22 protein-coding genes, 1 tRNA gene and 2 pseudogenes are annotated in these 24302 nt (G+C 72.4%); 19 read left to right on the forward strand and 6 right to left on the reverse strand.

The features are described from left to right. The first annotated feature begins 114 nt into the window (after nucleotides 1-114). The 8 genes from AB0C96_RS26180 to AB0C96_RS26215 all read left to right on the forward strand — a co-directional run bounded on the left by AB0C96_RS26180 (nucleotide 115) and on the right by AB0C96_RS26215 (nucleotide 8025). Nucleotides 115-1521: an FAD-dependent oxidoreductase gene (locus tag AB0C96_RS26180; protein ID WP_362920384.1), complete on the forward strand. Its 1407-nt coding sequence runs from the start codon at nucleotides 115-117 to the stop codon at nucleotides 1519-1521. 89 nt (nucleotides 1522-1610) lie between these two features. Further along, nucleotides 1611-2459 (forward strand): GNAT family N-acetyltransferase, encoded by an 849-nt coding sequence (locus AB0C96_RS26185; protein WP_362920386.1) that lies wholly within the window; start codon nucleotides 1611-1613, stop codon nucleotides 2457-2459. Nucleotides 2460-2667: 208 nt separating this feature from the next. Further along, entirely contained in the window at nucleotides 2668-3879 is a 1212-nt protein-coding gene (locus AB0C96_RS26190; RefSeq protein WP_362920388.1) for an MBL fold metallo-hydrolase, read from the forward strand. 156 nt (nucleotides 3880-4035) lie between these two features. Then, on the forward strand, nucleotides 4036-5985 hold the full coding sequence (locus tag AB0C96_RS26195) for an ATP-binding protein (RefSeq protein WP_362920389.1): 1950 nt from the start codon (nucleotides 4036-4038) through the stop codon (nucleotides 5983-5985). Further along, complete coding sequence (locus tag AB0C96_RS26200) at nucleotides 5975-6424, forward strand: roadblock/LC7 domain-containing protein (protein ID WP_362920390.1); 450 nt, start codon at nucleotides 5975-5977, stop codon at nucleotides 6422-6424. The genes AB0C96_RS26195 and AB0C96_RS26200 overlap by 11 nt, the downstream gene beginning before the upstream one ends. A 2-nt stretch (nucleotides 6425-6426) precedes the next feature. Beyond that, nucleotides 6427-6822 (forward strand): DUF742 domain-containing protein, encoded by a 396-nt coding sequence (locus AB0C96_RS26205; protein WP_362920391.1) that lies wholly within the window; start codon nucleotides 6427-6429, stop codon nucleotides 6820-6822. Nucleotides 6823-6841: 19 nt separating this feature from the next. After that, nucleotides 6842-7426, forward strand: a complete 585-nt coding sequence (locus AB0C96_RS26210; RefSeq protein ID WP_362920393.1) for an ATP/GTP-binding protein — start codon at nucleotides 6842-6844, stop codon at nucleotides 7424-7426. Further along, nucleotides 7423-8025, forward strand: a complete 603-nt coding sequence (locus AB0C96_RS26215) for a GAF domain-containing protein (protein ID WP_362920394.1) — start codon at nucleotides 7423-7425, stop codon at nucleotides 8023-8025. The genes AB0C96_RS26210 and AB0C96_RS26215 overlap by 4 nt, the downstream gene beginning before the upstream one ends. A gap of 87 nt (nucleotides 8026-8112) precedes the next feature. Here AB0C96_RS26215 and AB0C96_RS26220 read toward each other — a convergent pair whose 3' ends face one another. Then, complete coding sequence (locus AB0C96_RS26220; protein WP_362920395.1) at nucleotides 8113-9423, reverse strand: acyl-CoA dehydrogenase family protein; 1311 nt, start codon at nucleotides 9421-9423, stop codon at nucleotides 8113-8115. Between the two features lie 301 nt (nucleotides 9424-9724). Further along, nucleotides 9725-12949 (reverse strand): amidohydrolase family protein, encoded by a 3225-nt coding sequence (locus AB0C96_RS26225; RefSeq protein WP_362920396.1) that lies wholly within the window; start codon nucleotides 12947-12949, stop codon nucleotides 9725-9727. Nucleotides 12950-13131: 182 nt separating this feature from the next. Here AB0C96_RS26225 and AB0C96_RS26230 point away from each other — a divergent pair, with 182 nt between their 5' ends. After that, entirely contained in the window at nucleotides 13132-14055 is a 924-nt protein-coding gene (locus tag AB0C96_RS26230; protein WP_362920397.1) for an alpha/beta hydrolase, read from the forward strand. A gap of 8 nt (nucleotides 14056-14063) precedes the next feature. On the opposite strand, the gene AB0C96_RS26235 is transcribed toward AB0C96_RS26230, so the two are convergent. The 3 genes from AB0C96_RS26235 to AB0C96_RS26245 form a co-directional block, all read right to left on the reverse strand. Further along, nucleotides 14064-14969: a transketolase gene (locus AB0C96_RS26235; RefSeq protein WP_362920398.1), complete on the reverse strand. Its 906-nt coding sequence runs from the start codon at nucleotides 14967-14969 to the stop codon at nucleotides 14064-14066. 76 nt (nucleotides 14970-15045) lie between these two features. After that, on the reverse strand, nucleotides 15046-15696 hold the full coding sequence (locus tag AB0C96_RS26240; RefSeq protein ID WP_362920507.1) for a transketolase: 651 nt from the start codon (nucleotides 15694-15696) through the stop codon (nucleotides 15046-15048). 207 nt (nucleotides 15697-15903) lie between these two features. Beyond that, nucleotides 15904-16197, reverse strand: coding sequence for a YiaA/YiaB family inner membrane protein (locus tag AB0C96_RS26245; protein ID WP_362920399.1), 294 nt, complete (start codon nucleotides 16195-16197; stop codon nucleotides 15904-15906). Between the two features lie 175 nt (nucleotides 16198-16372). Between AB0C96_RS26245 and AB0C96_RS26250 the strand changes: the two genes are divergently transcribed. From AB0C96_RS26250 to tsaA, 10 genes and pseudogenes are all read left to right on the forward strand, one after another. After that, nucleotides 16373-16446, forward strand: a tRNA-Pro gene (locus AB0C96_RS26250). A gap of 956 nt (nucleotides 16447-17402) precedes the next feature. Then, nucleotides 17403-17984 (forward strand): NAD(P)H-dependent oxidoreductase, encoded by a 582-nt coding sequence (locus AB0C96_RS26255; protein ID WP_362920400.1) that lies wholly within the window; start codon nucleotides 17403-17405, stop codon nucleotides 17982-17984. A gap of 158 nt (nucleotides 17985-18142) precedes the next feature. Then, nucleotides 18143-19033: a menaquinone biosynthesis protein gene (locus AB0C96_RS26260; RefSeq protein ID WP_362920401.1), complete on the forward strand. Its 891-nt coding sequence runs from the start codon at nucleotides 18143-18145 to the stop codon at nucleotides 19031-19033. Between the two features lie 85 nt (nucleotides 19034-19118). After that, nucleotides 19119-19286 carry a hypothetical protein gene (locus AB0C96_RS26265; protein ID WP_362920402.1) on the forward strand — a complete coding sequence of 56 codons (168 nt, stop codon included), beginning with the start codon at nucleotides 19119-19121 and terminating at the stop codon, nucleotides 19284-19286. Between the two features lie 102 nt (nucleotides 19287-19388). Then, nucleotides 19389-20327: an NAD(P)-dependent oxidoreductase gene (locus tag AB0C96_RS26270; RefSeq protein WP_362920404.1), complete on the forward strand. Its 939-nt coding sequence runs from the start codon at nucleotides 19389-19391 to the stop codon at nucleotides 20325-20327. Next, nucleotides 20324-21066: pseudogene (locus AB0C96_RS26275) on the forward strand (sigma factor). The gene AB0C96_RS26270 and the pseudogene AB0C96_RS26275 overlap by 4 nt, the downstream one beginning before the upstream one ends. 72 nt (nucleotides 21067-21138) lie before the next feature. Beyond that, nucleotides 21139-21717 carry a carboxymuconolactone decarboxylase family protein gene (locus AB0C96_RS26280; protein ID WP_362920509.1) on the forward strand — a complete coding sequence of 193 codons (579 nt, stop codon included), beginning with the start codon at nucleotides 21139-21141 and terminating at the stop codon, nucleotides 21715-21717. Next, nucleotides 21714-22017, forward strand: a pseudogene (locus AB0C96_RS26285) (RNA polymerase subunit sigma-24); the annotation flags it as partial. The gene AB0C96_RS26280 and the pseudogene AB0C96_RS26285, both read left to right, overlap by 4 nt. A gap of 212 nt (nucleotides 22018-22229) precedes the next feature. Beyond that, on the forward strand, nucleotides 22230-22688 hold the full coding sequence (locus AB0C96_RS26290; protein WP_362920405.1) for an MBL fold metallo-hydrolase: 459 nt from the start codon (nucleotides 22230-22232) through the stop codon (nucleotides 22686-22688). A gap of 177 nt (nucleotides 22689-22865) precedes the next feature. Next, on the forward strand, nucleotides 22866-23270 hold the full coding sequence (gene tsaA / locus AB0C96_RS26295) for a tRNA (N6-threonylcarbamoyladenosine(37)-N6)-methyltransferase TrmO (protein WP_362920407.1): 405 nt from the start codon (nucleotides 22866-22868) through the stop codon (nucleotides 23268-23270). A 353-nt stretch (nucleotides 23271-23623) separates the two neighbouring features. On the opposite strand, the gene AB0C96_RS26300 is transcribed toward tsaA, so the two are convergent. Continuing rightward, entirely contained in the window at nucleotides 23624-24253 is a 630-nt protein-coding gene (locus AB0C96_RS26300) for a TetR/AcrR family transcriptional regulator (RefSeq protein WP_362920409.1), read from the reverse strand. Nucleotides 24254-24302: the final 49 nt, after the last annotated feature.

A 24302-nucleotide genomic window follows, 5' to 3' on the forward strand; every position in this document is an offset into this window, starting at 1 on the left:
CGGTGCCCTCTCTGGGCTCGGCGAGCGGACGCGGGCATGGCAAATGGGTTCCGGGCACGGCGACGAGCGGCCCGTCCGGCGGTCGGACGGTCCCTGTGGGGGAGCGAGGTGGGGATGGCAGAGCACTCCAATGGCGGGCGCACCGCGATCGTGATCGGTGGCGGGCTCGCCGGGATGCTGGCCGCCACGGCCCTGGTGGGGCACGCCGATGCGATCACGGTCGTCGAGCGCGACCGCTACCCGGAGGGGCGCGCCTTCCGCAAGGGCGTCCCGCAAGCCCGCCATCTGCATGTGCTCCTCAGCGGCGGACAGCGCGCGCTGGAGGAACTGCTGCCCGGCACGGTCGCCGCGCTCACCGAAGCGGGCGCGCACAGCCTGTACCTCTCGCGCGATCTGCTCACCCGCACGCCCACCGGGTGGCAGCGCCGCTTCGACGAACGACGCCACCTCACGCTCAGCATCACCCGTCCGGTGCTGGACGCGGTGGTGCGGGAACGTGTGCTGCGGGCGGCGGCCGCGTCGCCCACCCGGATCGAGGTCCTGGAGGCGACCGAGGCGATCGGCCTGACCGGGGACGCCGCCCGGGTGACCGGGGTACGGGTCCGGTCACGGGACGGCGGTCCGGGCGGGCGGACCGAGCGGGAGCTGTCGGCGGACGTCGTGGTGGACGCCTCGGGCCGTGGCTCCCGTGCGCCCCGGTGGTACGCCGAGCTGGGGCGGAGCGCCCCGCAGGAGGAGACCGTGGACGCGGGGCTCGCCTACGCCACCCGGATGTACCGCCCCAAGGACCCGGCCACCGCCCCCGATGTCGGCGTCAACGTCCCGAGCTGGCCGGAGTGCCCGCGCGGCGCCGTCTACGTGCCGGTCGAGGACGGCAATTGGATGCTGACCATGTCCGGAGTGCGCGGGCACCATCCGCCCACGGACGAGGGCGAGTTCACCGCCTTCAGCGCCACGGTCGGCGACCCGTACATCCACGACCTGCTGGTGCAGGCCGAGCCGCTCTCCCCGGTGCACGGCTTCCGCGACACCCGCAACCGCCGCCGGCACTTCGAGCGCCCCGGTGCCCTGCCGGAGGGCTTCCTCGTCCTGGGGGACGCCGGCTGCACCTTCAATCCCGTGTACGGCCAGGGCATGTCGGTCGCCGCCCTCGGCGCGCTCGCGGTGCGCCGCACGCTCACCGGCGGAGGGGGGTTGCGCCCCGGGATCACCGTCGAGGCGCAGCGTGCGGTGGCCCGGTCCGTGGAGCCCGCCTGGATCGCCGCGGTCGGCGCGGACCGCCCGTACGCCGGGCCCGAGGAGGGCAGGGCGAGCCTCGGCGAGCGGCTGAACGCCTGGTACATCGACCGGCTCTTCGCCCGCGCCGCCATCGATCCGGTCGTCGGCGCGGCCTTCCGGGACGTCTTCTGCCTCACCGCCCCGCCTGCCCGGCTCGTCGCCCCACGGGTCCTGCTGCGCACCCTCTTCCTGCCGCGCCGCCCCGGCCTGCCCGCCCCGCCCCTGACGGTGGAGACGGCCTAGGTGCGGCGGCCGGGAAGGGGGCCTTCCCGATCTCCGTGGGTTCGGGAAAAGGAGCTGCGCCCGCCCGTGCAGGCGCGGGAGGGCGAGCCATGACGTGGACGACGACCCAGGACCCCGGCGCTTTCGAGGCGGCCGCGGGGGAGTTCTTGCGCGCCCGGCCGGCCGAGCACACCGTACTGCTGACGGTGGTGTCCACGGTGCGGACGATCGGCGCGGATGTGTACGGGGCTGACGCCCCGTCATACGGTTGGTGGCGGCCGGGCGGGCGGGGCACGGTGGGCGCCGCGTTCGTCTGGACGCCGCCGCGGGCGGTGCTGCTCTCGCCGATGCCGGACGGCGCCGCGGCCGAGCTGGTGGACGCGCTGGCCCGCGAGGGGGCCGAGGTCCCGGGGGTGAACGCGGGGCGGGCGGCCGCCGGGGCGTTCGCGATGGCCTGGCAGCGGCGGTTCGGTGGCACGGTGCGCACCGCCGAGCGGCACCGGTGCTACCGCCTGGGCGAGCTGACGCCACCGGTCCCCGCGCCGCCCGGTGCGGCCCGGCTCGCCACCGCCGCCGACCGCGAGTTGCTGCGCGCCTGGTTCGCGGCGTTCGCCGCCGAGATCGGTGATCGGCCGCCCCGGGACGAGCGCGCGGTCGACGCCCGGATCGCGGACGGCCGCTGCACGCTGTGGGAGGGCGACGGCCGCCCGGTGTCGATGGCCGGGGTCACCGCCACGCTCGCCGGCATGGCCCGGGTGGCTCCCGTCTACACCCCGCCCGGCCTGCGCGGGCGCGGCTACGCGGGGGCGGTGACCGCCGCCGTCTCCCGGGCCGCCCGGGTCTCCGGCGCCAGGGAGCTGCTGCTCTTCACGGACCTGGCCAACCCCACCAGCAACGCCCTCTACCAGCGGCTGGGCTATCGGCCCATCGATGATCATGTAGTACTGGAGTTCGACTAGCTCGGTGTGTGCCGTGCCGTCCGGGACGCGGATCACACCGTGGCGCGGAATGTCACGGCCGGTCGCGCGGTTGGCGTCTGCGGGTGATGGTGTTGAGTCCGGGCGTCGTGGTGCAAAAGCCGCACGGCGGCGCCGGGCGGCCGGTGCGCCGGAACCCACCGCTCCCGCGGCCCGTTCACTTCGCGACCGCCCCGACCATGGAGGTGCCGTGACCGCTTCCCGCCCCCGCCGCTTCGACCTTTCCGCGCTGCGCCCCGCGAGCTTCGGCGCCGAGCCCACGGGGGAACGGCTGGCCAGGATGCGCAGATCGCCGCAGTTCGTGGACGGCCAGTTCCGCAACCCGGTGCCGACGCGGCAACTGCTCAACGGCTCCGCGCTGCCGATGGCGCGCACCCAGCTCAGCCGCGAGGGCCGGCTGCGCCGGGCGCCGGTCGGCCGGATCCCGGTGCACCGTCCGACCGTCGAGGAGTGGGGCAGGCCGCCCGCCTCCGGGCTGCGACTCACCTGGATGGGGCATTCGAGCGTGCTCGCGGAGATAGACGGGCAGCGGGTGCTCTTCGACCCGGTCTGGGGCGAGCGCTGTTCGCCGTTCACCTGGGCCGGTCCCAAGCGGATGCACCCGGTGCCGGTTGCGCTGGACGAGCTGGACCCGGTCGATGTCGTGGTGATCTCGCACGACCACTACGACCACCTCGACATGCCGACGATCCAGGGGCTGATCCGCACCGGCGCGGCCTTCGTCGTCCCGCTCGGCATCGGCGCCGACCTGGAGTTCTGGGGCGTGCCCGAGGAGCGGATCACCGAGCTCGACTGGCACGAGTCCACCCGCGTCGGCGGGCTGACCCTCACCGCCACCCCCGCACAGCACTTCTGCGGCCGGGGCCTGCGCGGCCCGCAGCACACCCTGTGGGCCTCCTGGGTGGTCGCCGGGCCGGAGCACCGGATCTACCACAGCGGGGACACCGGCTACTTCCCCGGATTCGCGGAGATCGGCGCGGCGCACGGCCCGTTCGACGCCACGATGATGCAGATCGGCGCGTACAGCGACTTCTGGCCGGACATCCACATGACCCCGGAGGAGGGGCTGCGGGCGCACGCGGACCTGTCCGGGGGCGTCCCGGAGGGGGTGCTGCTGCCGATCCACTGGGGCACCTTCAACCTCGCCCCGCACCCGTGGTCCGAACCTGCGGAGCGTACGGTGGCGGCGGCGCGGCGGGACGGTGCCAAGGTGGCCGTGCCGCCGCCGGGCAAGCCGTTCGAGCCCGCCGACGAGCCAGTGGTGGAGCCCTGGTGGCGGGCCGTTGCGGTGCCGCCCGTGCAGGGCTGGCCGAGTTGGCCGCCGGCGCGCGTCGCACCGGCGAGCGCCGTCCGAGAGCCGTCGCACGAGGCTGCCACGGAGGCATCAACTCCCTCCGTATGAACGGAGGTTCGGATCGGTCCGCACGGACATGCGGACCACACCCACCCAGGGAGGTGGCGAGGGGTAGCGAAACCCCGAAGTAGGTCGGAACCCCACCCCCGCAACAACTAGCGTGCGTGCTCCGCGAACTGCCAACGGCCGATCCGGAGGGCGCTGATGCCTACCGCATTCCCCCAGGGGACCCAGACGTCCCAGGAGGCTCAAAGGTCCCCGGAGACCCAGGGTTCCCCGGGGGCCGCCGCCGTACCCGCCCCCCTCCGGCGTCGGGAGCGGGAAGGCGGACGACACGGCCGGGCCTCCTTCCCGGAGTCGGCCGCCGACTCGGCGATACGGTCCCGCCTGGTCCGGCTCGCGGCGGTGCCCTGCCTGTTGACCGCCGTCGTCTGCACCGCCGTGGCCGCCTTCGTCGTCCAGGCCGGTGGTGCGCGGATCACCGGCCGGGAGTGGGCGGTGCTCTGCGGCGGCCTCGCCGTGGTCTGCGTCATCGTGCTCACCGCGAGCGCCGCCGCCAACGCCGAGGCCCGCGCCACGGTCACCCGCTACGCCCGGCTGCGCCAGGTCTGCGCCCGCAGCCAGTCCGACCTGTACGACCTCCTCGACCGGGTACGTCAGGGCGAGTGGCTCCAGCGCCGCGAACCCGATCCCGGCCCGGTGCCCACCGGCGACACCCTCGACCTGCTCGCCCACGAAGTGGCCGCGGCCGGCCGGGCCGCCGAGTCCGCGGTCATCGACGCGGTCGCCATCGCCCGCAGCAACGCCAGCGGCAGCGAGCAGAAGGTGGAGGTCTTCGTGAACCTCGCCCGCCGGCTCCAGTCCCTGGTGCACCGTGAGATCGAGCTGCTCGACGAGCTGGAGAACCAGGTCGAGGACCCGGACCTGCTCAAGGGGCTGTTCCACGTCGACCACCTGGCCACCCGCATCCGCCGGCACGCCGAGAACCTGGCCGTCCTCGGCGGCGCCATCTCGCGCCGCCAGTGGAGCCGCCCGGTCTCCATGACCGAAGTGCTGCGCTCCTCCATCGCCGAGGTCGAGCAGTACCCCCGGATCAAGCTGGTGCCCCCGATCGAGGGCACCCTGCGCGGACACGCCGTCGCCGACGTCATCCACCTGCTCGCCGAGCTCGTCGAGAACGCCACCATCTACTCGGCCCCGCAGACCCCGGTCCTGCTGCGCGCCCAACTCGTCACCTCGGGCCTCGCCATCGAGGTCGAGGACCGCGGCCTCGGTATGTCCGCCGACGAGCAGACCCGGATGAACGCGCTGCTGGCCGACCCCGATCACGTCGATGTCGCCGAGCTGCTGAGCGACGGACGGATCGGGCTCTTCGTGGTGTCCTCGCTCGCCCGCCGGCACGGCGTCGTCGTCCAGCTCCAGAGCAACATCTACGGCGGGGTGCAGGCCGTGCTGATCATCCCGCAGGGGTTGCTGGGCGAGGACTCGGCCGGCGGCGAGGCGGGGGGCGCGAACGCACCCCGGATCGGTTCCCCGGACGCCGACCCGGCCCGTGAGCACGGGAGGTACGACCGCGTGTACGACGGCGGCCACGAAGCCGACCAGGGCACCGGCCACGACGCCCGTGCCCTCGGTGACGCGTCCCCCCGGCATGCGGCCATCCCCGGCCCCGGCCCGGCCCCGGACGCCGCCACCCGCCGCCGACTGGTCCACGCACAGGGCGGCCACACCCCCGAAGTCCCGCCGACCGAGCCGCAGTCGACCGAGCCCTACGCCCCCGACGCCGGCCCCGCGGCCGAGCGCCCCGCGGACCCCGGCCCGGTCGTCCTGCCGCCCGCACCACCCCCCTCCGTGGACCACGGTGCCCGCCCGCGGTTGCCCAGGCGCCGCAAGCAGACCCACCTCGTCCCCGAACTGCGCGGCGACCCGATCCTGCCGTCCACCACGCACCGTACGGGCCCCGAGCCCGAGCACGACCCCGGCCTGATGGCCGCCTTCCGGCGCGGCTTCAGCCTGGGCGAGGAGAGTTGCGCCGGCCTCCCCGGCGACGACGGCGACCCCCCGGCTCCGGCCGGCGACGTCCTGCCTTACGACCGTGACCACGATGCCCCGATGGCCCGCCCCCGAGGAGACGACCGCAACCATGGTGAGTGATGTGCGTGCGCAGGCCCCTTCGCAGCTCCAGAGCAGTCAGCACACCGATCTGTCCTGGCTGCTGACCGGGCTCGTCGAGCGGGTGCCGCACGCCCGCAGCGCGGTCCTGCTGTCCTCGGACGGCCTCGTCAAGGCGGCCCACGGCTTCGACCCGGACAGCGCCGACCACATGGCCGCCCTGTCCTCCGGCCTCTACTCCCTGGCCCGCAGCGCCGGAGTGCGCTTCGGCGAGGGCGATGACGTCCTCCAGGTCGTCGTCGAGCTGGAGTCCACGTTCCTGTTCGTCTCGACCGCCGGATCGGGCGCCTGCCTGGCCGTGCTCGCCGGGCGCGACGCCGATGTGGCGGTGCTGGGCTACGAGATGTCCATGCTGGTCAAGAGCGTCCGGCCGTATCTGTCCACCCCCGCGCGCCACCAGGCCTCCGCGGGCGGTCGTTGACCGTGACCGTGCGTCGCCGGCGGCGGGCCGGTGATCCGTGGTACGACGACGAGGCGGGCCGGCTGGTCCGCCCGTACGCCGTCAGCAACGGCCGGACCCGTCCGACGGCGCAGTTCGACCTGCTGACCATGGTGATGGCCACCGGCCGACGACCCGTCGCCTGTCAGGGCCCCGACCACGCCCAGGTGCTCGGGCTGTGCGACGGGCCGATCTCGGTCGCGGAGATCGCCGCCCACATACGGCTGCCCGCCGTGGTCACCAAAGTGCTCCTCGCCGACCTCGTCGATTGCGGGGCGCTCACCGCGCGGGCCCCCGTGACCGTTTCGCCAGGGGCCGCGTCCCGTACCGACCGAGCCCTGCTGGAGGCGGTGCTGAATGGACTTCGCAAACGACTGTGACCCCCACCGGGGGGACCCCATGCCCGTCTCGACCGACCTCTTCCCGACCGCGCTGAAGATCCTGGTGGCGGGTGGCTTCGGAGTGGGCAAGACGACCTTCGTCGGAGCGGTGAGCGAGATCGAGCCGCTCAGCACGGAGGAGATGCTGACCCAGATCAGCGTCGGCACCGACGACCTGGCGGGCGTCGAGAGGAAGAGCACCACGACCGTCGCCATGGACTTCGGCCGGATCACGATCAGCCCCGCCCACACCCTGTACCTCTTCGGGACGCCGGGTCAGCAGCGCTTCTGGTTCATGTGGGACGAACTGTCCAACGGCGCGCTCGGCGCGGTCGTCCTCGCCGACACCCGGCGACTGGACCAGTGCTTCGCCGCCGTCGACTTCTTCGAGCGGCGCGGTATCCACTTCGCCGTCGCCGTCAACGAGTTCGACGGCTCCCACCACTACGACCCGGACGAGGTCCGCACCGCCATGGACCTGTCCGCGGACGTCCCCGTCGTGCTCTGCGACGCCCGCCAGTGCAGTTCGGCCACCCACGTCCTGGTAGCGCTCGTCCAGCACCTGCTCACCCCCGCCCTCGCCGCGACCCCGGAGCTGCCATGAACCACCCCGCCTCCCGCGTCCCGTACCTCTCCTACGACCCCACGCGCCATCTGCTGCTCACCCCGCAGGACGACGAGGCCCCGGCGCGGGTGGCCCGGCTGCGGGCGCTGGGCATCGGTGACTCCCCGCTGCCCGCGTTCGACGCGTTCGCGCGCAAGCTGGCCCGGACCACCCGGGCGCCGTACTCGATGGTCAACTTCATCGACGAGCACCGGCAGTACTTCGCCGGCCTGTACACCCCCGACCAGGACCGGGCCGTCGAACTGGGGCCGGCGCCCGCCAGCGCCCAGCCCGGCCGGGTGATGGACCGCGACCACGGCTACTGTCCGCACGTCATCGTCCGCCGCAAGGCCCTGGTCCTGGAGGACGTCTGTGACTACCCGCGGTTCGCCGGCAACCCCGTCGTGGACGAGATCGGCATCCGCTCCTACCTCGGCGCACCGCTGATCGACCGGACGGGCATGGCACTGGGCACGGTCTGTGTGGTGGACCTCGAACCGCGGCCCTGGGGGCGGGAGGGGCTGGCGACGATCAAGTCCATGGCGGCCGAACTCGTCGAGCAGATCCACCGCATGGAGCAGCAGCGCGACTCCTCCTGATCCGGCGCGGGCCCCGGGCGGCCGCCCCGGGGCCACGGCCTCGACGGTGCGCCGCCGGCCGCGGCCCCGGGTCGGCCGCCCGGCAGGTCACCTCAGGCGGGCGAACCAGGAGCGCTGACGGGGCGGGGCGGTGCGCTGGCCCGGCACCGTGGCCCGGTCGTCCTCGTCCGGCGCCGCGTCCAGACCGACGCCGTCCTCCGGCCACTCCGACGGGTCCAGTCGCAGCAGCTCCGCGAGCCGGGTGGACCACTGGCCCTTCGCCTGGCCCAGGGCCAGTTCGCCCAGGCGCAGCAGCTGGATGTCGGAGGTGCCGGCGGGGGCGAAGATGTGGTGGGCGTCCCGCAGGAAGCGTTCGATCGGGCGGTCGACGAACAGCCCGCACGCGGCGTGCACGTCCATCGCGTCGCGCGCCGACTCCAGCGCCGACTCCACATTGACCAGCTTGGCGTTCATCAGCTCCGCATCGCACGGCAGCCCCTGGTCGAGCAGGTGCACCGCGTGGTACGCGGACAACCGGGCCAGCAGCAGCCGCGACTGGATGCGGCCGAGCTTGAGCTTGATGTTGGCGAGGTCGGCCAGCGGCTTGTCGTAGCGCTGCCGCTCGGTGCAGAACGCCGTGGTCTCGTCCAGCACGGCTTGATGGATGCCCAGTGACACGGCGGTCAGGTTCGGCCGCCCGTACAGCACGCTGGAGGAGTACGCGACACAGAGCCCGTCGCCCTCCCGGCCCAGCAGGTTCGCCGCCGGGACCCGGCAGTCGTCGAAGAACAGCTCGCCGAAGCTGAAGCCGTGGAGCCCCATGGCCGGCTGCTGCGGTGCGACCCGGAAGCCGGGGGTGCCGGACTCGACGAGGAACGCGGACAGCCCCCGGGAACCCTCGCCGGTGCGGGCCACCACCCCGTGCAGGTCCCCGACGTGGCTGTTGCCGACGTAGATCTTGCGGCCGTTGAGGACGTAGTCGTCGCCGTCGCGGACCGCGGTGGAGGCCATGCCCAGCACGTGCCCGCCGGACTGCGGTTCGGTGACGGCGATGGTCGGCAGGCAGTCGCCGGACGCTATGGCCGGCAGCCAGGTCTTCTTCTGCTCCTCGTCGCCGAAGTGGACGATCTTCGCGACGCCCAGCTGGGACGCCTGCACCATGGCGCCCATCGCGGCGCTGACCCGCGAGAGCTCCTCGATGATGATCGTCTTGGCGACGTGCCCCGCACCCATCCCTCCGTACGCGCGGTGGATGGTCGCGCCGATCCACCCCTGGCGGGCGATCCGGCGCGAGAGGTCGTGGCAGACGGTTCGGCTCGCCTCCATCTCCGCAATCCGGGGACGGACCTCCCTTTCGGCGAAGTCCCGCACCCGCATGCGGAGTGCTTCATGTCTCTGGTCGGTGAAGTAGCGATGCAAGACGAGCCCTCTTTCGCGATCTTCTCCGCGCTGGTCGCACCCCGTCTTGGGACGGCACTGGCGGTGCCGTCCGCACGTGGACGTACCGGAACGTGATCTGTCGCTTACCGCGTGCAATACCCGTTGGCATACCTGCTGCGGGGCGCCTGAAACATCAACCGGGTGCATTCACGCGCAGGGTTGAAGCACACGGCATGTGTGCACCACCCCCCGTCCGACGACGGCCGTGGCGCGGTTCCGGAGCGCCCCGGAACCGCGCCACCCCACGCCTCCCCCGCCGCCGCGGAAGGGGCGTCCGGGGTCAGTGCGCGAGGTGGCAGCAGGACTCGCGGCGCTGCTGCCGCCCCACCTCCAACCAGTCGGCACCGGCCGACCGCGGCGCGCTGGCGGTGGGCGCCGGGAAGGAGTCCACCAACTCCCGCTGCTCGACCAGTCGTCCGCCCCGCAGCACCGCGGAGGTCCGCACCAGCGCGTCGAAGTCGCTGAACGGATCGCCGTCCACCAGCGTCATATCGCCGAGCTTGCCGACCTCCAGCGTCCCCAGGTCCCGCTCCGCGCCGAACGCCCGGGCGGGCAGCGCGGTCGCGGTGCGCAGGGTCCGGCTCACGCTCAGACCGCCCCGGTGCAGCGCCCGCAGGCACAGGTGCAGGCCCAGACCCACCGGCGTCAACGGCTGGTCGGTGCCCAGCGCGACCAGCCCGCCGCCGTCCAGCACGCGCCGGTAGACATCCACTTCGACGTCGATGTCGGCCAGTTGGGCCGCCGTGGGCCGGTGCCTGGCGTCCTCCCGTACGACCGCGGCGTCCCAGGGCGGCATCAGCCTCGTCACCCGTACGTCGTCGGCCAGCGCGGGCGCGTCGCCGAGCAGCGGGGACGCCGAGAACGGGGTCGCGATCAGGTGGAAGCCGGTACCGGCGTAGACGTCCACGACGTCCTGGTAGGCGTGCCCGCTGCGGGAGACGGCGTGCCCGAACTCCAGCCGCTGGGTGGCCTGGAGATGGGTCGTCAGATCCTGACCCAGCTGCGATCCCGGGGTGAGCAGGTGGCTCCCGGAACGGACCCCGAGCCGGTCGTGGGCGAAGCGCGCGGCCTCCGCCATGACCCAACCCGGCGCCCTTACATACGTCTTGACGAAGTCCCACTCCAGGGCGGCGCCGCGGGCCAGCGACCGGCGCAGTCCGGCGCGGGTGCGGTGTGCGCGCCCCATGCTGTACGCCACCCGACCGCCGTCCAGCAGCTCCCCGCACGTCAGCAGCCGCGGCCCCATGAGCACTCCGGCCGCCACGGCCTCCCGGATGCGGGCCTGTTCGTAGGAGAAGCCGCCGCAGGAGACCGTGGTGGTGATGCCGTACGCCAGTTGCAGTGCGCTCTGGCGGCCCCCGTACGTCGTCTGCCACGGATGGGTGTGCGCGTCCCACAGGCCGGGCAGCACGGTCCGCTCCGAGGCGTCCACCCGGCGGGCGGTGCCGGAACGGCGTGCGCGATGCGGCTCCACCGCGGTGATCCGCCCGTTCCGCACCACCACGTCGACGTCCTCCCGCACCTCGTCGCCGGTGCCGTCCCAGAACCGGCCGGCGTGCACGACGGTGTCCCGCGCGCGCGAGGGGCGGTGGTCGAGGGAGAGCGGAACGGTCCGGGCCGGTCCGCCCGACACCGCGATCAGCCGCAGCGTGCCCGAGGAGAGGTAGAGGAGCGTGCCGGAGTCGCCGGACCACGACGGGTGGTCGGCAGGCTCGTCGGTCAGCCGTCGCGGTGCGCCGTCCGGTGTGCCGTCGGGCCGCACCGGCAGCACCCACAGCGCGGACTCGGCGATCAGCGCCATCCAGCGCCCGTCGGGCGACCACACCGGCCCCGAGTCGTAACGGTCGGCGATCGAGAGGTGCTCGGCGACCGCGAACAGCCGTCCCTCGCCGGTCTCGGCGTCCACCACCCGGATGACGTTGTAGCCCTCGCGGAAGCGGCGGTTGAGGCGGTTGCGGTCGCAGAACGCCAGATGGCGGCCGTCCGGCGACCAGCTGGGGCGGCCGGGCAGCCCGCCGGCGCCCATCGGCGCGGCCAGTAACCGCTCCGTCCCGTCCGACAGCGTCCGCACCACGAGATTCCCCGACATGTCGAGCGCCGCCAGTCGTCCGCCGTCCGGCGACAGCGCCGGCTGCACCCGGCCGCCGGTGGCCAGCACCGTCTCCTCGCCGGTGGCGAGCTCCCGGCGGCGCACCGCGAACAGCCCGTCCCGGTCGTCGGCGTACAGCAGCGCACGGCCGTCACGGGACCAACCGGGCGCCAGGACGTAGCGGGTGGCGTCGGCCCGGACGACCCTGCGCACCGGGCCACCGCCCGAAACCGGCGCCAGCCACAGCGAGTTGAGCGCGGCGAAGGCGATCCGCCGGCCGTCGGGGGAGAGCGCCGGCAGATGCACCCCGCGCACCGGACGCACCGCGGTCCGCTCGAAGCCGTAGTCCTTGATCTGGTAGTCGGGCCGCTCCAGCGGCAGCCGCGCGGTGAACGGGATCGTCTCGGCCTGCTGCGGGGCATCGGCCCGGACGATCCGGAACTGTCCGCCGACCGTCAGCAGCAGCGCGTCCCCGGTGACCCAGCGGGGCGGCACCGGCGCCACGTCACCGTCCACCTCGACCCGCGCACCGTCCACCACCAGCGCGCAGGTGGGCCCCGGATAGTCGGTCGTGCGCAGGTAGGCCAGCCGCCCCGTGGGGGACAGGGTCGGCGCCATGACCTGGGCGGCCGCGGTCTCGGTGTGCTCGGTGCGCACCGCGCCGCCACCGTCGGCCGGCGCCGAGGCGACCGTGCGGGAGACCAGTGCGGTGCCCGATGCCTGCCCCCGGACGAACGCGATCCGGGAGCCGTCCGGCGACCAGCAGGGGTCGAAGTCCTCCCAGGGGCCGTCCTGGTGGGGCCCGTCCTGGCCGGGCAGTCCGGTCACCCGGGTCAGTCGTCCGGTCCGCACCTCCAGCACCCAGATGCGGTATGCGCTGCCGGTCACCGCATCACCGCGGCGCTCGGAGGCGAACGCGATCCGGGTCCCGTCGGGGGACCAGGCGGGGCCGCGGTCGTCCCAGGGGCCGTCGGTCAGCTGCCGCAGGTCGGAGCCGTCGGCGTCGACCGCCCACAGGTGGAAGTTGCCGCCCCGATAGGCGCAGAGCGCGATCCGGCGGCCGTCGGGGGAGTGCACCGGGCGGGTGGGCTCCAGGTCGGGCGGGGTGAGGGCCACCGCGGTACCGCCGGCTCGGGGCAGCGACCACAGGACGTTCTGGACCTCGGCGACCAGCCGGTCGCCGGCCGGTGCGAGGGAGGCCGCGCCGTTGGTGGCGGCGGTGAGGGACAGCGTGGTGCCGGGGGCGTGGGCGCTGTCCGCGTACGCCTCGGGGCCGTCGACGGCGATACCGGCGAGCCCGGCCGCGGCGGCGGCCGATGCGGTGCCCTGGAGGAATCTGCGGCGCGAGAGCGGGGACGGGGGCGCCGGGCGGGCGGCGGGGACGGGGGTGTTGCCGGAGTGGTCTTTGGCGTCCAACGATCCTCCTGTGAACGGGAGTTGAGACACAGGTGAAAGGAGCGAACCGCCTGATCGTGTCATGCGGCGCCGGCCGTCGGTCAACTCCGCCACGCGCGCCCCGTGGCGCACCGGCGTGCGGAGCGGGAGAGTGGGCGCCGACGACCCGTCAGCCACCGCCCCGGCACTCAGGAGACGACGCCATGCAGGCCATGCAGCAGGACTTCCACCAGGCAGCGGACGGTGCCCGGATCGCCACCTACACCTGGCTTCCGGAGGCCGGGCACCCGCGCGCCCTCGTCCAGATCGCCCACGGCGCCGCGGAGCACGGCCGGCGCTACGACCGCTTCGCCCGCTTCCTGGCCGGCCACGGCTACGGCGTGATCGCCTCCGACCACCGCGGCCACGGCGCCACCGCCGCCTCCACCGGTGGCCGCGGGGTGGTCGGCCCGGACGCCTGGCGGGCGATCGTCACCGACCTCAAGGGCATCGGCGATCACGCGGCCGCCGTCCACCCCGGCACCCCGCTGGTCCTGCTCGGACACAGCATGGGCTCGATGCTGGCCCGCGACTACGCCCAGGAGTACGGCGCCGACCTCGCCGGGCTGATCCTGAGCGGCACCTTCCGCACCCTGCCCGGGCTGGACGTCGACGGCGCCGTCGACGAGCTGGAGGACGAGATCTCGGCACACGGCCGCACCGCACCCTCCCCCTTCATCCCCCGCCTCTTCGGTTCCTTCAACGACGCCTTCACCCAGCGCACCGGCTACGAATGGCTCTCCCGCGACACGGCCGAGGTGGACGCCTACGTCGCCGACGAGGACTGCGGCTTCCCGTTCTGCGCCGGCCTCTCCCTCGACTGGGTGCGCGCCATCCGCAAGATCAACGACCCGGACAACCTGGTCCGCATCCCCCGCGGACTCCCCGTCCACCTCGTCGTCGGCGACCTCGACCCGTGCAACCAGCGGATGACCCTGGTCCATGAACTCCTGGAGGACTTCCGCTACCTGGGCACCCGGGACCTGACCTGGAAGGCGTACCCGGACGCCCGCCACGAGATCCTCAACGAGACCAACCGCGACCAGGTCCAGGACGACCTGCTGGGCTGGCTCGACAAGCACGTCTGACCCGGCGCCTAGCGGGACGGCACGAATCCGGCGATCCGCTCGCGCAGCCCGCGCGGGTCGAGGCCGTGCGCCGCGAGGTGCTCGTCGAGCTGTCCGTAACGACGCAGCTCCCGGCGGTCGACGCCGAGCCCGAGCACCCGGTGCGGCCGGTCCACCAGCGCGTCGTTGGCGAACCGCGTCGAGGTCCCCGCGAGGTACGGCTCGACGACCACCACGTCCGCGGCGTCCGCCGCGCCGGCCGCGGTGCGCAACGCCTCGGCGTCGAAGGGGCGCACCGTCGTGGCGTAGAGCACGGTCACATCGAGCCCCTCGGTCGCGGCCAGCACGTTGTCCAGCATCGGTCCGACCGCGGCGACCACACCGCGGCGCCCTTCCCGCAGCCGCTGGAAGCGCGCCCCGTCCACGGCTCGCGGAGCCGCGTTGACCTGCACCGACAGCCGCACGTACACCTTGTCGTCACCGGCTGCGGCGGCGTGCCGCAGCAGCGCCTCGGCCTCGTCCGGGTGCCCCGGCACATGCACCGTCCAGCCGTCGAGGGTGTCCAGCAGCGCCACGTCACCGGGTGACATATGGGTGAAGCCGCCGCTGGGCCAGTCGTAGGAGGCGCCGGCGCTCACCAGCACCCCGCCCACGCCCTGGTGCCCGAAGTCCAGCTTCACCTGCTCGAAGGGGCGCTCCACCAGGAAGCTGGCGAAGGTGTGCACGATCGGTCGCAGCCCGGTGAGCGCCAGCCCGCCGCCCACCCCGAGCAGCAGCTGTTCCCGGATGCCGACGTTGACCACCCGGTCTGGATGCCGTAGGGCCGCCGCGGCGAAGCCGTCCACGCCGATGTCGGCGAGTACCAGCGCCAGCCGCGGGTCCTCGTCCAGCAGTCGCGAGGTGACCGCGGCGAAGCGCTCTCGCATGGTGTCCATCACTGAATCCCTCTCGAAGTCGTGGTGTGGGGGACGGTCCCGGCCGCGGGTACGGCGGCCGAGCCGGACGGTGTGCTCAGACGCCCTTGGGCTCGACACGGGCGATCACCGCATGCGGGCGGCCCGGGTGCGGTGCGGTGTAGGCCGCATGGAGCGCGTCGTGGTCGCGGCCGTCCACGGTGGCCACCGACCAGCCGGCGGCCTCGAAGCGGGAGGCGATGCCGCCCCGCCAGCCGTGCGTGGCGGAGGAGTTGTCGATGACCAGGGTGTGCAACCGGTCCAGGCCGGCCGCGCCCGCATGGGCCAGCGCCTCGTGATTGCTGCCCTCGTCCAGCTCGGCGTCGCCGATCAGCACCCATACGGCCGGTCCGGTCCGGCCCTGTGCCCGCAGCCCGAGGGCGGTGCCGACGCCCAGCGGGAGTCCGTGCCCCAGCGATCCGCTGCCGATCTCGGCGCCGGGCACCAGCAGCCGGTCGGGGTGGTGGCCGAGCGGTGAGTCGTACGCGCCGAAGCCCGGCAGCCAGTCGACCGGGAAGAAGCCCTTGGCGGCCAGCACCGCGTAGTAGGCCATCGGCCCGTGGCCCTTGGAGAGCAGGAAGCGGTCCCGCTCGGGGTCGGTGAGGGCGGCGGGCGAGACCCGCAGCACCCGGTCGTAGAGGACCCAGACCGCGTCCAGGGTGGAGGTGGCGGCCGGACCGTGCTTCTCATCGCCCGTCATCAGGCTCATCAGCCCGGGCAGTTCGGCGAAGCCGATCCCCGCACCCGTGACGGCCGTGGCCGTGCCGACCGCCGCTGCCGCAGGCTCCTCGGTGTGGGGCGTTTCCTTCGATTCCGACGCGGTGTTCGTCATGCCGTCGAGCTTGCAACCTCAAGGAAACTTGAGGTCAAGTGTGAGGCCGCCGACCCGGAGGTCGGCGGCCCCACGAGCCCGGAATCAGACCTGTCCAGGGTTGAAGACGTCCTGCTCGATGAGGAGCTTGTCGATCCGGGCCTTGTCCACCCGGTTGGTCACCTCCGCGACCTCCTGGCGGTCCCGTACGCACTTGGCCAGCGTGAACGCGGAGGAGACCACGAAGATCAGGCCGAGCGCGAGGAACCCGCGCTCCCAGGGCCCCACCGGCAGCTTGATGATCCCGATCGTCAGCGCCGCCATCGACAGTCCGAAGGAGATCGCGGCCTGCACGAAGAAGGCCGTCGTGGTCGGCCGCTGAATCGAAGGAGTAGTCATGCGCGTAGCGTGGCGGTGCGCCGACAGCGGCGCATGAGTACCGCTACTCATCCCGGCGTCCGCGCCCGCACCACCCCGCGGTGCCGCGGTGCCCGGATATGGCAGCACCCACCCTCTGACATGCGGTATCGTTCTCGTGCGCGGTCAGCCGGGAACATCCGGCCGGAACGGGCACCGGGACGTGGCGCAGCTTGGTAGCGCACTTGACTGGGGGTCAAGGGGTCGCAGGTTCAAATCCTGTCGTCCCGACAGGGGTTCGCCTCATTGTCGCAGGTCAGAGGCCGTTTTCTCGTTCGCGAGGAAGCGGCCTTAGGCGTGCTCCAAGGCCTGTCTCTCACATTCGTCTCACGGTTCATGGTTCGACGTGGGGCTCGGAGGCTGCTCGGCGTCGTGAGTTGGTGACGATATGTACCTGTCCTGTTCGTAAATCCGATCTGTCGATCACTGCGCGGGATCAATGGTTGCTCGCCACGATTACAGATTCTGGCTGGCAGGTTTTCGCTTGACGCTTCTGCCATCGATCAAGTGCGCGCCCGACAGGTCCAGCGGCTGGTCAAACGCTGGACGAGTCGGGCGATGGTGAGGCACCCGCTCCTGTCTTCATCGAAGGCGTGGCGCGACGTTGAGGCAGCACTCCTGGCGTGGCGTCAGGTTCCTGCGGCGGCGAAATCCAGTCAGCCCTCTGTGTCGTAAGGTGTCGTGCCGAAACTGGTAGCGCCGCGCTCCAGACTGGCCGTCTGCAGTTGCCGCTGCCGCACTGGTGGCCTCCCAGGCCCCAGGCGGAGAGATTGTCGTCGACCCGGAAGACGGGCTTCACGAACCGCTGCCCCCTCTGCCGACCTCGCTGCATGCACTGGCTCGCGAAGCCCTTGAACGTGTCCTCGGGGACGGTTTCGGGCTGGCACATGGCTGACGGCGCGGATGGCGCGGCCTCCCGAACAGGACAGCAGGCGCACACGCCCAGCGACCGACAAAAGCCGCCAACTTCATCCTGGGCGGTGAAGATCACCAACAGTATCCGGGAGTTGAGCCAGAACCACGACTCCTCGACAGAGCCGCCGGTCGTTATCGCCGCCCTGCCTAACCCACGCTCCGATGTCACACGCCGCCGGGCTGTCTCGTCTCGGGTCTTGGAAATGGACGCCGCACCGATGCCCGGACTGCGGCAGGTCCACCGCACCAGGAGCAGAACAGGACTATCGGACATGCCTAAGATCGGCATCATCATCGGCAGCACTCGGCCTGGCCGGAAGGGCGAGCAGGTGGCCCGCTGGGTTCGGGACCTAGCGGCCAAACACGCGGGTGACGCCGCGGACTTCGAGCTCGTGGACCTCAAGGACTACGCGCTGCCGCTGCTCGACGAGCCCCTGCCGGCCGCCCAGGCGCCGGGGCACCAGCCGCACACCCGGCGGTGGGCCGAGCGGATCGGGTCGTACGGCGCGTTCATCATCGTGACGCCCGAGTACAACACCGCCCCGCCTTCCTCCCTGACCAATGCCATCGACTACCTCTACGCGGAGTGGGGCGGCAAGCCGGTCGCCTACGTCGGCTACGGCGTCCACGGCGCGGTCATGGCGGTGCACAAGCTGCGTGCGCAGGCGGGTCAGCTGCGGATGGCGGACATCGGGCCGCAGCTGGCGCTGAGCCTGCGCGAGGACTTCGTGGCCTTCACCGACTTCCGCCCGCAGGAGCTGCACGTGCCGAAGCTGCATGGGCTGGTCGACGAACTGCTGGCCTGGGCACAGGCGCTCGCCCCGCTGCGCGCGGCGTCCCCGACCGCCGCCTGATTGCCCGATACCCCTCCCCGCACCCTCACGATGCCGTGCGGGTGCGAACGGTGGCGGTCCGCCCCCGGCCCCCACACCCGGAGCGGACCGGCTGGCGGGCGTGGGCCGACCCGGCAACCCATCGCAAGACCCAATCTCCCCCGTCGTAGCATTCGACCGTGAAAATCGGACACGATGCCGACCGTGAGCGGCGCCGCCCGCGTTTGGGGCACACCGGATTTCTCGACTGCGTGCCGCTGTTCTGGGGGCTCGCCCGCACCACGGCGCTCTTGGACGTCGATCTGGTAGCAGATACCCCGGACCGTCTCGCCCGGCGGCTGCTCGCGGGCGATCTCGATATCGCGGCGGTGCCCGCCGTCACCTATCTGCGGCACAGTGAAGAGCTGCTCGCCCTGCCCGGCATCGCCTCTGGAAGCGATGGGCCGATGATGTCGTCCGTGCTGGTCAGCAACGTGGGCTTGGACGAACTGCACGGTGCCACTGTCGCGTTGGCTCCCGCCGGGCCCACCTCCCGGCGGCTGGCGCGCCTGCTGCTGGAGGAGCGGTACGGTGTGGTCTCACGGTACGTGCCCGGCTCCCGGGACCCGGTCTTCGTCCTCCGCGGCGCGGACGCCGCCGTGTTGTTCGGGGACTCAGCGCTGGACGCTGCGGTGTCCCGAGGCCGGACGCCCGCCGGACCGCGGGTGCACGACCTCGCCGGGCTGTGGCGCGAGTGGACCGGTCTGCCGTTCGTCTTCGCGGTCTGGGCGGTGCGCCGCGAGTTGGCCCGGCGCCGGCCGGACGCCGTCGCAGCGGCGCACCGCGGTCTGCTGGCCGCCCGCGACCTTGCCCGCGCTGAGAACGCCGAACTCGCCGCGCGCACCGCCCGCTGGGAGCCGTACGACGCTCCCACGCTGGAACGCTACTTCGGCCGCGCCCTGGACTACTCCTTCGGGCCGCGCCAGGTGGCCGGGCTCGCGGAATTCGCCCGCCGTACCGGCCACGGTGTCCCGGCTGTGGTGTCAGGTGAATGGTTCCCCGGGGTGGGCGACGAGAGTGCGGTGACGTGACGGCGGCAGGCTGACCCGGCGCTACCGGTCCGCAGTGCCCTCCCACGCGGCAAGCGCATGTCACTTCCGGCCCGGCAGTTCCCGGGTGCTGGAGTACCTGCGCGTGGTGGCTCCGCAGCGCGCGTACGCCGTGCACGACGGCCTGGTGAGCGACTGGGGCCTGCGGGTGCTGGACGGCGTGCTGGCCGGCGGGGCGGAACGCTCCGGGGCAGAGGTACGCCGTCCGGCGGTGGGCGAGACGGTCGACCTGTAGCCGGTCCGCCGGTACTTGTCCGGCCACTTCGCCGCCGATGTCACAGCGAGCGGGGCTGTCTCGTCTCGGGTAGCAGAGATACGCGTCCGAAAGCGGAAGGTGATGGTCATGCGGGTTTTCGTGGCAGGTGGAACCGGGGTGCTGGGGCGGCGGCTGGTTCCGCAGCTCGTTGCCCGCGGGCACCAGGTGACCGCGACGACGACGAGCGCGGCCAAGTTGGGGCTGCTGCAGCGGCTGGGCGCGGAAGGGGTCGTCATGGATGGCCTGGACGCGGCTTTGGTCGGTCAGGCGGTGGCCCGGGACCAGCCGGACGTGATCGTGCACCAGATGACCGCGATCTCCCTGGCGCACGCCGGCAAGCCCGACATCAAGCACATGGACCGCTGGTTCGCCACCACCAACCGGCTGCGGACCGAGGGCACGGACCACCTGCTGGCCGCCGCCGAAGCGACGGGTGTGCCCCATGTCGTCGCCCAGAGCTACGCCAACGGGAACGGCATCCGCGAAGGTGGCTGGGTGAAGACCGAGGAAGACCCGACAGACCCGATGCTGGGGACGTCTGCCGCCCCGGGAATGGCGGCGGTCCGCCACGTCGAAGAGATGGTCCTCAAGGCCGGCGGGGCGGCCTTGCGCTACGGCGGGTTCTACGGGCCGGGTGCCACCGACGACCAGGTGGACCTGATCCGCAAGCGGCAGTTCCCGCTGGTGGGGCGCGGTACGGGCTACAGCTCGTGGGTGCATCTCGACGACGCGGCGAGCGCGACCGTCCTGGCGGTGGAGCAGAAGGCGCGAGGCATCTTCAACATCGTCGACGACGAGCCGGCCCCGGCGAACGACTGGCTGCCGTATCTGGCCGCGTGCGCGGGCGCGAAGAAGCCGATGCGGGTGCCCGTATGGCTGGCGAAGCTGCTCGCCGGCGAGGTGGCGGTGCTGATGATGACCGAGGGGCGCGGCTTCTCCAACGCCAAAGCCAAGCGCGAACTCGGCTGGGAACTGCGCTACCCGTCGTGGCGGAAGGGCTTCAAAAAGGAGCTGGCATGACGCGCACCGAGGACTTCGAGAACCTGCGCCCACTGCTTTTCTCGATCGCCTACCGGATCCTGGGCAGCGTGAGCGATGCCGAGGACGCGGTCCAGGAGACCTGGCTGCGCTGGGAGTCCTCCCCGACGCAACCCGTCTCCGCCAAGTCGTTCCTCTCTGCCGTGGTCACCCGGGTCTCGCCTTCGGCTTCCCGGAAATCGCCTCCGCGGTGGGGCGCTCCGAGGCCGCATGCCGGCAACTCGCGGTGCGGGCGCGCCGCCACATGGACGCGGGCCGGCCCCGCTTCGAGGCCGACCGGCGCGAGCGCGAGGAACTCGCCGAGCGGTTCTTCGACGCCTTCAGCGAGGGAGACGTCGACGCGCTGCGGGAGGTTCTCGCCGCCGACGTGCACATGGTCGGCGACGGCGGCGGCAAGGCCCCGCTGTGGGGCAAGGAAGGCGCCTTCGGTATCGACCAGGTGGCCCGCCGGGTCGCCGCCTTCGCCCCGCTGTTCACCGGGGTCGGCGGCGTCGTGGAGCTGCACGAGGTCAACGGCCAGCCCGGCGCGATCCTTTGCGCCCGGGACGGCAAGATCCTCGGCACCTGGGCGCTCGACATCCTCGACGGCCGGATCCAGGCCATCCGCGCCGTCATCAACCCCGACAAGCTTGGACACATGGGTCAGGTCGCGGACGCCTGGGCGATTCTCCGCGAAGCGAGCGGGGCCCGCCGAACCGCGGAACAGCCGGACGGCGCCTAGCACGACGGTAGTCACATCCGCGGTTCCTGCGGTGTCTTTATGGCAGACAAACACATCTACACGGAGGACAGCATGACGCTGCGCGTTCCGAAGGCGGAGCTTCCCGCCGAGCTCGCCGAAAACATGATCAAACAGCTCGGTGCCGTGCCGGAGCCCGTTGAGGTGATGTGGCACAACCCCCGGCTCGCCCGGGCCAACCTGGAGTTCTCCGCCGAACTGGGCACGTGCGACGCGGCCGACGCGGGCCTCAAGACGTTCGCGCACATGGCCGTCGCGGCGCAGGTCGGGTGCAGCTGGTGTCTGGACGTCAACTACTTCCACGCGCTGAACCAGAACCTGGACCTGGCCAAGGCGAGCCAGGTGCCGCGCTGGCGGACCTCGGACGTGTTCACGCTGCTGGAGCGGGACGTGCTGGAGTACGCCGAGGCCATGACCAACACGCCGCCGACCGTCACCGACGAGCTGTCGAAGCGTCTGCTGGATGCGCTCAGCCCGGCGGGGATGGTCGAACTCACCGCGTTCATCGGCTTCGCCAACATGGCGACCCGGGCCAACACCGCGCACGGGATCACCTCGCAGGGCTACTCCGAAGTGTGCGAGGTTCCGCTGGCCGCGCGTTCGGAACCTTCCGGCGCGGAATCGGCGACATGACCGAGGACCCGTTCACTGCCCACCGCGGCCTGCTGTTCACGATCGACTACGAAATGCCCGGGTCGGGCGACGAGGCGGAGCACGTGCTGCAGGAGTCCAGGCTGCGGTGGGCCGACGTCGACCAGGCGGAGGTGCGTGACCCGCGAGTAGCCCTACCTCGTCGGGGCCGTGACGCGGCAGGCGCTCAACCGGCGGCGGACGTTGGCGCGCCAACGCGAGGACTACGTGGACGGGTGGCTCCCGGAGCCGCTGCTGACCCGCCCGGATGTCGCCGAGGACGTCGAACCCGCGGAGAGCGTCGGCCGCGGGTATGGAGCTTTCGATCTGTTCTACCTGCCGGGTGCAGTACGGAGCTCCGCGCGACGACTGCCCGGTCTGCCTGGACGAGCGGCAGTACGTCGGCTGGAACGGCCAACAAGGGACCACCCTGGCCGAGTTGCGTGGCCAGTGGCCGGCGCGGTCGGCTCGACGACGAGGGCCCCGGTGTCATCGGGGTTGGCACGGAGCCATCGGTGGCCGTCGGCCAGCGTGCGCTGCTGATCCGCTCGCCGTCCGGCAACGTGCTGTGGGATTGCGCGGGCTACTTCGATGACGACCTCGCCGCCGAGATCGAGGGCCTGGGTGGCATCAGCGCGATCGCGGTCAGCCATCCGCACTTCTACGGCGGTGTGACCGAGTGGGGCCGGACGTTCGACGCTCCGGTGCGGGTTCACGCCGAGGACCGTGACTGGGTCGGGCGACCCGATCCGGCGATCGAATACTGGGCGGGCGACACCCACCGGATCGCGCCCGGCATGACGCTGATCAACGCGGGCACGCACTTCGCCGGAGGCACCGTGCTGCACTGGGCCGACGGCCCGGACGGGCGCGGCGCGCTGTTCAGCGGAGACATCCTCAGCACCGACGGGTCGGCCGGGGTCCGTCGTTCCGCAGACCGATACCTGCGCTTTCTGCGGGACGACGGCTCGTAGCGGAGCCGAGCCGGACGGGTGCGTGGCCGGGGACGGCGCAGATCGCCCGCGTCCGGATGAGGATGGCTGCGACGGCTACGATCCGGAGTCCTGGAGGCGAAACGCGCCGGAACCCCCGGGACCGCCGGGCTGGTTGAGTCCGCAGTGCGGCCCGGCTCACGAAAGGATCCATTGCTCTTGACCACGTACACGTTGCGCCCCATCGGGCGCGTCGAGTCGACGCTGACCGACCGGGCGGCGGCACCCCGGCAGCCCGATGAGGGAGCCCCCGACGCCTGGCTCGTCTTCGACGACCGGTTCGCCCCCGCCCTGGAAGGCCTGATCCCGGGCATCGACGTACTCCTGCTCACCTGGCTCGACCGCGCCGACCGAGACACGCTCACCGTCCACCCTCGCGGCGACGCCACCCGGCGACACGCAGGCGTGTTCGCCACCCGCGCGCCCGATCGGCCCAACCCGATCGGCCTGCACGCCGTCCACATCCTCGCGATCGCGGACACGCGCGTGCATGTCCGCAACCTCGAAGCCCTCGACGCGACCCCGATCCTGGACGTCAAACCCCTTCTCACCCAGGGCCGTTGACGTCAGTGCAATACGCCGCATCGCCATCCAGACCGATGCCGGAGCTGGCGAGCGTCACGGCCTGTGCGCGTAGCCGGGTGCAGACGTTCGGTATGCCGGGAAGGCGGCTCGGCCCGAGTGCGGCGGGGCTGTAGGGTCCGCGACCCGGTGCGCACTGGCCGCTGCGGCAACGCCGAAATCCCGGCTGAGTGCGCGCACTCATCGCCTCGGCTGAGCGTGTGCAATCGGCGCTCAGGACTTCACAGGCAGTCACGGTCAGTGGGGGCTGTGTGAAGCGTGGGTCCGGTCGGCATTCCAAACTGCGCGGCGGGCCACTACACGGAAGGTGGGTGTGCCTCTCATGACGGGCGAGGTCAGGTCGTGCTGCCGGCTTCAGCCTCGGCCGCATGCCGACCGTCCGGGCCCTCGGGGTACACCGCATCCAGCAGACCGCGGACAAACCGGTCGGGGTCGTCCAGGCCAGCGGCAGCCAGGGTGTTGGGGCCATCCGTCAGCAGGTGCGGGATGGCGGCGTGCATGGCGAGGGTGACGGCGGCGGATCGCTGCGGGGTGACGGGCAGTCCAGCGGCCCGCTGGGCCAGCTCGAGGCCCGCGAAGTCGGCGGCGGCGATCGGGTCGAGGATGGGTGAAAGCCAGGCTTTGCGGGCTGCCTCGGCCTGCAGCTCCAGATAGGCGAGCAGGCGGGAGCGGCCCGGCCCGGCGACGTTCTCCAGCAGTCCCCGGAACATGGCCACCAGGCCCTCACGGTCGGCGGGTCCCGCTCCGGCGGCCATCAGCTGTGCCGTGATCTCGTGGTACTGCTCCACGCACCGCTCGGCCACCGCGCGCAGCAAGGCGTCCCGGGTGGGGAAGTAGTTCTTGGCGGTGCCCGGTGGCACCGTGGCGGCCGCGTCGACGGCCCGGTGCGTCAGGCCGCGTCCGCCGGCATCGGCCAGCACCTCGATGGCCGCGTCGCGCAGCAGATCCCGGCGGTCCCGATTCACCGTCAGTGCTCCTCACTCCTTGGCGCCTTGCCCACAATACCCCAGCCGT

The sequence above is a fragment of the Streptomyces sp. NPDC048506 genome, assembly GCF_040651315.1.
GTDB lineage: Bacteria > Actinomycetota > Actinomycetes > Streptomycetales > Streptomycetaceae > Streptomyces.

What these genes read in the sequence shown, in the direction of transcription:
- AB0C96_RS26230 (WP_362920397.1), top strand. Translation starts at nt 13,132, where the DNA reads ATGCAGGCCATGCAGCAGGACTTCCACCAGGCAGCGGACGGTGCCCGG.
- AB0C96_RS26280 (WP_362920509.1), top strand. Translation starts at nt 21,139, where the DNA reads ATGACGCTGCGCGTTCCGAAGGCGGAGCTTCCCGCCGAGCTCGCCGAA.
- AB0C96_RS26200 (WP_362920390.1), top strand. Translation starts at nt 5,975, where the DNA reads ATGGTGAGTGATGTGCGTGCGCAGGCCCCTTCGCAGCTCCAGAGCAGT.
- AB0C96_RS26245 (WP_362920399.1), bottom strand. Translation starts at nt 16,197, where the DNA reads ATGACTACTCCTTCGATTCAGCGGCCGACCACGACGGCCTTCTTCGTG.
- AB0C96_RS26255 (WP_362920400.1), top strand. Translation starts at nt 17,403, where the DNA reads ATGCCTAAGATCGGCATCATCATCGGCAGCACTCGGCCTGGCCGGAAG.
- AB0C96_RS26270 (WP_362920404.1), top strand. Translation starts at nt 19,389, where the DNA reads ATGGTCATGCGGGTTTTCGTGGCAGGTGGAACCGGGGTGCTGGGGCGG.
- AB0C96_RS26215 (WP_362920394.1), top strand. Translation starts at nt 7,423, where the DNA reads ATGAACCACCCCGCCTCCCGCGTCCCGTACCTCTCCTACGACCCCACG.
- AB0C96_RS26185 (WP_362920386.1), top strand. Translation starts at nt 1,611, where the DNA reads ATGACGTGGACGACGACCCAGGACCCCGGCGCTTTCGAGGCGGCCGCG.
- AB0C96_RS26180 (WP_362920384.1), top strand. Translation starts at nt 115, where the DNA reads ATGGCAGAGCACTCCAATGGCGGGCGCACCGCGATCGTGATCGGTGGC.
- AB0C96_RS26235 (WP_362920398.1), bottom strand. Translation starts at nt 14,969, where the DNA reads ATGGACACCATGCGAGAGCGCTTCGCCGCGGTCACCTCGCGACTGCTG.
- AB0C96_RS26240 (WP_362920507.1), bottom strand. Translation starts at nt 15,696, where the DNA reads ATGAGCCTGATGACGGGCGATGAGAAGCACGGTCCGGCCGCCACCTCC.
- AB0C96_RS26195 (WP_362920389.1), top strand. Translation starts at nt 4,036, where the DNA reads ATGCCTACCGCATTCCCCCAGGGGACCCAGACGTCCCAGGAGGCTCAA.
- AB0C96_RS26210 (WP_362920393.1), top strand. Translation starts at nt 6,842, where the DNA reads ATGCCCGTCTCGACCGACCTCTTCCCGACCGCGCTGAAGATCCTGGTG.